The sequence below is a fragment of the Acidisoma sp. genome, assembly GCF_035492295.1.
Taxonomy (GTDB): Bacteria; Pseudomonadota; Alphaproteobacteria; order Acetobacterales; family Acetobacteraceae; genus Acidisoma.
The window spans coordinates 1-6,509 of the sequence record NZ_DATJJK010000048.1 but is presented as its reverse complement, the minus strand read 5'-3'; the positions used below and the strand labels follow the sequence as shown (position 1 = coordinate 6,509).

Here is a 6,509-nt window from a genome sequence, read left to right as displayed (position 1 = left end):
TCCGCGCGCTGCGCCCGGGACTCCTGCAATTCCTTCTGCAGCCGGGCGAGTTCGCCGCGCAGGACCGCGATCTCGCGCTCCAGATCGGGACGGCGCGACTCTCCCCCCTCCTCGGCCTGTTCGGCCGGAACCTCCGTTCCGCGATAGAAGGGGCTGAACAGGGTCATCGCCCGTTCGATCATCGCCAGGTTCTGGCGCCCCATCTGCTCGATGTCGAAGGGAAAGAGATTGCCCACCGTCTGCTGCATCGCCTGGCGAACTTGTTGCTGTTGACTGGCGAAATTGGCCATCGACTGCTCAAGGTAGCGCGGCACGACGTTCTGCATGCTGTCGCCGTAGAAACCGATCAGATGACGCAGGAAGGTCGTGGGCAGAAGTGCACTCCCCTTGCTCTCCTCCTCGACGATGATCTGCGTCAGCACGCTGCGGGTGATGTCTTCGCCAGTCTTCGCATCGTAGACGATGAAATCCCGGCCGTCCCTCACCATGGCAGCGAGGTTATCGAGCGTGATGTAGCTCGAGCTCTCGGTGTTGTAGAGTCGCCTGTTGGCGTATTTCTTGACGACGACGGGAGGCTTGGCAGGGGTTTCCGCACCACCGGCAGGCATTTCAGCTTGCGACATCTTATACCTCGGATCGCTTGTCTTGGGACGGTAGCATGAAGTCTTCCGCACCGCGATAGCCGTCATTTCGGCGTAATCATAGGCTTGGCCTCCCCGCCGGGGCAGGACTTGTTCACGGTGCTGGAGTAAGAAGACGTTATGGATGACGGTAACGATACGGGGGGAGAGGGCAGCACCTCCGGAGGCCAGGGCCCTGCCGGCCCAGGCGCCGGGGCGGACGAGGATTTCCAGGCCCTGGCCAAGGATTGGATTGCCATATGGCAGAGCGAAATCACCGCCTATCTGACCGACCCCGAAACCCAGGCGAGCTGGACCGCGATCATCGCTCTCTGGGCCGAAGCCGCCCAGGCGATGCTCCGCAGCATGCCAGCCGCGCCCGCCGCGAGCGGTTTCCGCCCACCCGGAACGGCCACCCATGAACGGGCCAAACCCGGTCCGGCGCGGCGCGGCGCCGGGGCCGATGCTGCGGCGGGGACCGCGTCCGCTGCTCCTGCATCTGACCCTCGCGATGATGAAGTCCGCCGCCTCGAGCAGCGTGTGGCCGAGTTGGAGCGCCACCTGGCCGGGCGCGACGGCCCCGGCGGGGAGACAGAGCGGCGCCGGGGATCTGCGGATGGAGATCGCCGCGCGCGTGGCACAAGGCGGCGCCGAGGCTGAGGCGCGCTTCGCCGAGGCGGTGCTGACTGAAGCCTGGGCACAGGACCGCGCCTTCCTGGCGGGAATCGCCGCCTATCGCCGCCACCCCTATACCCGCGCCATGGAAGAGCCCGCGGCGATCTGGGCCGAAGGCGGCAGCCGCCTGCTCGACTATGCGCCGGGCAGCGGCGCGCCGGTCGTCCTGCTGGTGCCGAGCCTGATCAACCGCGCCTATATCCTCGACCTCAAGCCGCAAAAATCACTTCTCCGATTCCTCGCGGGCGCAGGCCTGCGGCCATTGCTGCTCGACTGGGGCGAGCCCGGCGCCTTGGAGGCGCGCTTCACCCTGACCGACTACATCGCCGGCCGCCTGGAGCGGGCGATGGGTGCCGTGGCCGTCCCGATGATCCTGGCCGGCTATTGTATGGGCGGGTTGCTGACGCTGGCCGCTGCCCTCCGCCGGCCGGAAATGGTGCGCGGCCTCGCCCTGCTCGCCACGCCCTGGGATTTTCACGCGCCCGAGCCCGCGCGCGCCCAGGCGCTCGCCGCCATCCTGCCCGCCCTCGAACCGGCAATGGCGATCACGGGCCTGCTCGCGACCGACCTGATGCAGATGCTGTTCACCTGCCTGGCACCCTATGAGACGCCGGTGAAATACCGCCATTTCGGCAAGCTCGACCAAGCCGGCGCATCGGCCGAGCTTTTTGTCGCGCTGGAGGACTGGCTGAACGACGGCGTTCCTCTCGCCGCCCCGGTGGCTCGGGCCTGCCTCGGCGAATGGTATGGCGAGAACACGCCTGGGCGGGGCGAATGGACGGTCGCCGGGGCACCCGTCCAGCCCGCGCGCCTCGCCTGCCCGAGCTTCGTCGCGATCCCCAGCCGGGACCGCATCGTGCCCCCCGAATCGGCCCTCGCCCTGGCCGAACGCCTACCCGGCGCCCATATCCATCGCCCGGCCGCCGGCCATATCGGCATGGCGGCCGGCAGGCGGGCAGAAGCCGAGCTCTGGCGCCCGCTGCGCGACTGGTGCCACGGCCTCTGACGCGGCGCAGCAATGGGTTTCGCCTATGGCGCGAGGGTCGCCCCCGCGCCTAGATTACCGTCAGCCGGGCCACCGGCAGGTCATAGAGAGGGACCAGAATAGGTCCTGGGGAGCATCGCCAATGGACGACATCGTCATCGTCTCCGCCGCACGGACACCCGTGGGCAGCTTCAACGGCGCCTTCGCGACCGTGCCGGCCCACCAGTTGGGGGAGGTCGCCATCCGTGCCGCGCTGGAACGCGCAAAGCTTTCGCCCGAGGAAATCGACGAGGTCATCCTCGGCCAGGTTTTGACGGCAGGCCAGGGCCAGAATCCGGCGCGCCAAGCCGCCATTCTCGCCGGTATCCCGGAAGGCCGCACCGCTTTCGGCATCAATCAGGTCTGCGGCTCCGGCCTGCGCGCAGTGGCGCTGGCCGCCCAGCAGGTGATGACCGGGCAGAGCGATATCGTGCTCGCCGGCGGCCAAGAGAGCATGACCCTCTCACCGCATTGCGCCTATTTGCGCGCCGGCACCAAGATGGGCGATCTCGGCCTTGTCGACACCATGATCAAGGATGGTCTGTGGGACGCCTTCAATGGCTACCACATGGGCGTCACCGCCGAGAACGTCGCCCGCGAATTTCAGATTACGCGGCCGCAGCAGGATGAGTTCGCCGCCGGCTCGCAGCAAAAGGCCTCCGCCGCCCAGAAGGCCGGCCGTTTCCGGGACGAGATCGCGCCCGTCACGGTGAAGGGCCGCAAGGGCGACGTCGTGGTTTCAGACGACGAATACATCCGCCATGATTCGACGGTCGAAGCCATGGCCAAGCTGCGCCCGGCCTTCAACAAGGAAGGCACGGTCACCGCCGGCAATGCCTCCGGCCTGAATGACGGCGCGGCCGCCCTGATCGTCATGTCAGCCAAGGAGGCCGCGAAGCGCGGCCTGACGCCGCTTGCCCGCATCGCCTCTTTCGCGACGGCGGGCGTCGACCCGAAGGTGATGGGCACCGGGCCAATCCCTTCCTCCACCAAGGCGCTGGCCCGCGCCGGCTGGAAGGCCGCCGATCTCGACCTCGTGGAGGCGAACGAGGCCTTCGCCGCCCAGGCCTGTGCGGTGAACAAGGAAATGGGCTGGGACACGGCGAAGGTGAATGTGAACGGCGGCGCCATCGCTATCGGCCATCCCATCGGTGCCTCCGGCGCGCGCGTGCTCACCACGCTGCTCCATGAGATGCAGAAGCGGGACGCAAGGAAAGGCCTCGCCACCCTTTGCATCGGCGGCGGCATGGGCGTCGCCATGTGCGTCGAGAGATAGGGCCGATCCAGGACGAGTTGCCAGCCGGCAACTCGTCCCCTTTCGGACCTATTCCTCTCCGGGCCTGCCGCGGCGGACGGGCGGCGGGCTTCTGATCTGCATGTCCTGCGTTTGCAGCAGGCATGGGCCCGGCTTAGGGTTCGGCGCCGTTTTTCAACAAAGGTGCATTGAGCCGTGAGCCTGACTGCCGAACGACTGGACCGCGTGAGCCCCAGCCAGACCATCGCCATTTCTTCCAAGGCACGCGCCTTGAAGGCCGGCGGCCGGGACATCATCAGCCTGTCCGCCGGCGAGCCCGATTTCGACACCCCCCAGAACGTCAAAGATGCCGCGATCCGCGCCATCCAGGCGGGCGACACGAAATATACCGACGTTTCCGGCACCATGGCGCTGCGCCAGGCGGTGATCGCGAAGTTCAAGCGCGACAGCAATCTGGACTATGCCCCGAACGAGGTCATGGTCTCCACGGGCGGCAAGCAGGTCATCTTCAACGCCATGCTGGCGACGCTCGACGCCGGCGACGAGGTGGTCATCCCCGCTCCCTGCTGGGTGAGCTATCCCGACATCGTTTCGCTCGCCGACGGCAAGCCCGTCATCGTGCCCTGCGGCGAGAACAGCGGCTTCAAGCTGCGCCCTGAGGATCTCGAGGCGGCCATCACTGCGAAGACCAAGTGGCTGATCCTGAACAGCCCGAGCAACCCGACCGGTGCGGCCTATTCGGCGGCCGAGTTGAAGGCGTTGGCCGACGTGCTTCTCCGCCACCCGAATGTCTGGGTGCTGACCGACGATATCTACGAAAAGCTCGTCTACGACGACTTTGAGTTTGCAACCATCGCGCAGGTCGAGCCGGCGCTACGCGACCGCACGCTGACGATGAACGGCTGCTCCAAAGCCTATGCGATGACCGGCTGGCGCATCGGCTTCTGCGGTGGCCCGGCCCCGCTCATCAAGGCGCTGGACAAGCTGCAGAGCCAGTCGACCTCCAACACCTCCTCCATCAGTCAAGCGGCGGCGGTGGAGGCCCTCAACGGCCCACAGGATTTCCTGAAGGACTGGACGGACACCTATCGCGCCCGGCGCAATCTCGTGGTCGAGATGCTGAACAAGGCGGAAGGCATCCATTGCGCCACGCCTGAGGGCGCCTTCTATGTCTTCCCCTCGGTCGCCGGGTGCATCGGCAAGACCAGCCGCTCGGGCGTCGAGATCCGCGATGACGAGGCCTTCGTGACCGCGCTGCTGGAGGAAGAGGGCGTGGCCGCCGTGCACGGCGCCGCGTTCATGTATCCGGGCTGCTTCCGCATCAGCTACGCCACCAGCACCGAGGCGCTGCGCGAGGCCTGCACCCGTATCCAGCGCTTCTGCCAGGGCCTGCACTGACCCATGCCCGGTTTTGCCGACCGGCTGGGCCGGGTACAGGTTGCCGCGACCATGCAGATGACGATCCGGGCGCGCGAGATGCGGGCCCGGGGCGACGATGTGCTGATGCTCACCGTGGGCGAGCCTGACTTCCCGACCCCGCCGCACGCCATCGAGGCGGCGCGGCAGGCGGGGCTGCGGGGGGAGACGAAATACCCGCCTGTCGACGGACTGCCGGTCCTGAAGCAGGCGGTGCAGCGCAAGTTCACACGCGACAACGGCCTGGATTACGCGCTGGACGAAATCATGGTCGCCAACGGTGGCAAGCAGGTGATCTTCGACGCGCTGATGGCGACGCTCAACAAGGGCGACGAGGTGGTGATCCCCGCGCCCTACTGGTCTGCCTACGGCCTGATGACCCAGCTGCTCGGTGGCGTGCCGGTGCAGGTGAACTGCCCGCAGAACAACGGCTTCCGCCTGCGTCCGGAGGATCTGGCCGCCGCCATCACGCCGCGCACCAAGTGGCTGATCCTGAACTTCCCGAACAATCCCACCGGTGCCGCCTGCTCGCGCGCCGAGATGCAGGCGTTGGGCGAGGTGATGCTGCAGCACCCCGACGTGTGGATCATGTGCGACGACATGTATGAGCACCTGATCTTCGACGGGTTCGAATACGTCACCATGGCCGCCGCCGAACCGCGCCTGCGCGATCGCACGCTGACGCTCAGCGGCGTCTCCAAGACCTACGCGATGACCGGCTGGCGCATCGGCTTCTGCGGCGGGCCGAAAAACCTGATCCGTGCCATGTCGAACATGCAGGGGCAGGCGACCTCCGGCGCGTCCAGCGTCAGCCAGGCGGCCGCGGTGGCGGCCTTGGACGGCCCGCAGGAGCTGGTCGCCGAGCGGGCGGAGGTCTATCGCCGCCGTCGCGACCTGGTGGTGGATGCGCTGAACACGGTGCCCGGCATCAGCTGCCACCGGCCGGAAGGGGCCTTCTACGTCTATCCCAACATCGCCGGCTGCCTGGGCCGCTCAACGGCGCAGGGCCGCGTTCTGACCACGGACGAGGACTTCTCCCTGGCGCTGCTGGAGGAGCAGCATGTGGCGCTGGTGCACGGCGCCGCCTTCGGGATGAGCCCCTATGTGCGCATCAGCTACGCCACGGACGAGGCGACGCTGACCAAGGCCTGCAGCCGCATCGGCGCCTTTTGCGAGGGTCTTCACTAAGTCTGTCCCAAACCCGCAGGCTGGAATGGACTCTTAACATGCTCACCCCCGGCTGCCTTCCGCCTGCGCCAATGCCAAACCCCGATTCGGGGGGCTTCTCCCGGCCGGTGTTCTCGGTGGTCGTGCCGGCGTTCGACGAGGCGGAGGGCATCGCCGAGTTCCACCGCCGCCTGTCGGCGGTGATGGATGCGCTGGGGGAGGTGTGGGAGGTGGTCTATGTCAACGACGGCAGCCACGACCTGACCCTGCGTGTCCTTGAGGATCTGCGGGCGCATGACCGGCGCATGGCGCTGGTCAATCTGTCGCGCAATTTCGGCAAGGAGATCGCCAC

At 67.2% G+C, this 6,509-nt stretch carries 7 protein-coding genes; 6 read left to right on the top strand and 1 reads right to left on the bottom strand.

Features of this window, described 5'->3' with window-relative positions:
• Positions 1 to 623: polyhydroxyalkanoate synthesis repressor PhaR (gene phaR, locus VL752_RS03450; RefSeq protein ID WP_325352343.1), on the bottom strand; the 623-nt coding region annotated here is incomplete at its 3' end.
• 138 nt (positions 624 to 761) lie between these two features.
• Between phaR and VL752_RS03445 the strand changes: the two genes are divergently transcribed.
• The 6 genes from VL752_RS03445 to VL752_RS03420 form a co-directional block, all read left to right on the top strand.
• Positions 762 to 1,280 (top strand): hypothetical protein, encoded by a 519-nt coding sequence (locus tag VL752_RS03445; RefSeq protein ID WP_325352342.1) that lies wholly within the window; start codon positions 762 to 764, stop codon positions 1,278 to 1,280.
• Positions 1,237 to 2,301 carry an alpha/beta fold hydrolase gene (locus VL752_RS03440; RefSeq protein ID WP_325352341.1) on the top strand — a complete coding sequence of 355 codons (1,065 nt, stop codon included), beginning with the start codon at positions 1,237 to 1,239 and terminating at the stop codon, positions 2,299 to 2,301. The genes VL752_RS03445 and VL752_RS03440 overlap by 44 nt, the downstream gene beginning before the upstream one ends.
• Positions 2,302 to 2,422: 121 nt before the next feature.
• Positions 2,423 to 3,595 carry an acetyl-CoA C-acetyltransferase gene (locus tag VL752_RS03435; protein ID WP_325352340.1) on the top strand — a complete coding sequence of 391 codons (1,173 nt, stop codon included), beginning with the start codon at positions 2,423 to 2,425 and terminating at the stop codon, positions 3,593 to 3,595.
• 174 nt (positions 3,596 to 3,769) lie between these two features.
• Complete coding sequence (locus VL752_RS03430; RefSeq protein WP_325352339.1) at positions 3,770 to 4,972, top strand: pyridoxal phosphate-dependent aminotransferase; 1,203 nt, start codon at positions 3,770 to 3,772, stop codon at positions 4,970 to 4,972.
• Positions 4,973 to 4,975: 3 nt separating this feature from the next.
• Positions 4,976 to 6,178 carry a pyridoxal phosphate-dependent aminotransferase gene (locus VL752_RS03425; protein ID WP_325352338.1) on the top strand — a complete coding sequence of 401 codons (1,203 nt, stop codon included), beginning with the start codon at positions 4,976 to 4,978 and terminating at the stop codon, positions 6,176 to 6,178.
• Between the two features lie 38 nt (positions 6,179 to 6,216).
• Positions 6,217 to 6,509 (top strand): glycosyltransferase (locus VL752_RS03420; protein ID WP_408863052.1); only part of this gene is annotated, 293 nt, incomplete at its 3' end.

What these genes read in the sequence shown, in the direction of transcription:
- VL752_RS03440 (WP_325352341.1), top strand. Translation starts at nt 1,237, where the DNA reads ATGGAGATCGCCGCGCGCGTGGCACAAGGCGGCGCCGAGGCTGAGGCG.
- VL752_RS03445 (WP_325352342.1), top strand. Translation starts at nt 762, where the DNA reads ATGGATGACGGTAACGATACGGGGGGAGAGGGCAGCACCTCCGGAGGC.
- VL752_RS03425 (WP_325352338.1), top strand. Translation starts at nt 4,976, where the DNA reads ATGCCCGGTTTTGCCGACCGGCTGGGCCGGGTACAGGTTGCCGCGACC.
- VL752_RS03435 (WP_325352340.1), top strand. Translation starts at nt 2,423, where the DNA reads ATGGACGACATCGTCATCGTCTCCGCCGCACGGACACCCGTGGGCAGC.